1 protein-coding gene is annotated in these 860 nt (G+C 40.6%); it reads right to left on the bottom strand.

All coding sequences use genetic code 11. The features are described 5' to 3' along the window. Positions 1-40: 40 nt before the first annotated feature. On the bottom strand, positions 41-860 hold an 820-nt coding region (locus CWB80_RS21310; RefSeq protein ID WP_249362671.1), incomplete at its 5' end, for a proline racemase family protein.

An 860-nucleotide genomic window follows, 5' to 3' on the forward strand; every position in this document is an offset into this window, starting at 1 on the left:
AAAACGTAAGTGTGCCAGTGACAAACGCTTCACCGCCCACTCAAGGAATTACTGCATGGGTATCAGCTAACATGCGTTGCGCTTTTAGCTCAACTGAAAATATAGAGCCTAAAATACTCTCTATTTTTATTTGCTGTCCTAATTTAAGCCTGCCTTTTGCAAACTCTAATGCAGCTCTGGCACTCACGCCGGTACCAGTAGGGCTGCGATCTAATTCGCCCTCAGCAAAAATGCAGACATGGCGGCTAAATACAGAATGACTTTTTTGTGAATTTGAATAGAAAATCACCCCATATAAAAAACTTAATGCATCATCGGTCGGGTGTTTTGGTTGGTAGTGGTTATTAACATCCTGCTTAATGATTTTTCCTAAGCTAATAATTTGTTCATGATCGTTGGGCGCCAAACTTACATCCAAAGTATCAGCATCTACAAAAGCATAATAAGCGCCGCCATAAGCAATATCACAATTGACGGTACCAAACAGAGGTATTTCTATTGGCATATCAAGTTTTTCTGCATAACTTGCAACATTATCAAAACAAACACTTATTAGTTGGTTATTTCGAAGAGTAATATACGCCTTGATAAGCCCTGCTGGTGTATCTATACGTAACTCATTAACGCCTTCAGTAAAGTTGCAAATGCTGCTATCTTTAGCTGCTGTGGCAAGCGCTATGATAGCGTGACCACACATTGTGCTATATCCTTCATTATGTAAAAACAGTACGCCAAAATGGCTATCTTTACGTTCAGGTTTTGTGATCAACGCGCCGTACATATCAGCATGACCTCGGGGTTCGAACATCAGTGCTTTACGTAGGTGATCGAATCTTGTAAGGCAATCAGCTCGCTTTTCA

This window comes from Pseudoalteromonas sp. S1650, from assembly GCF_005887195.1.
GTDB classification, from domain to species: Bacteria; Pseudomonadota; Gammaproteobacteria; order Enterobacterales; family Alteromonadaceae; genus Pseudoalteromonas; species Pseudoalteromonas simplex.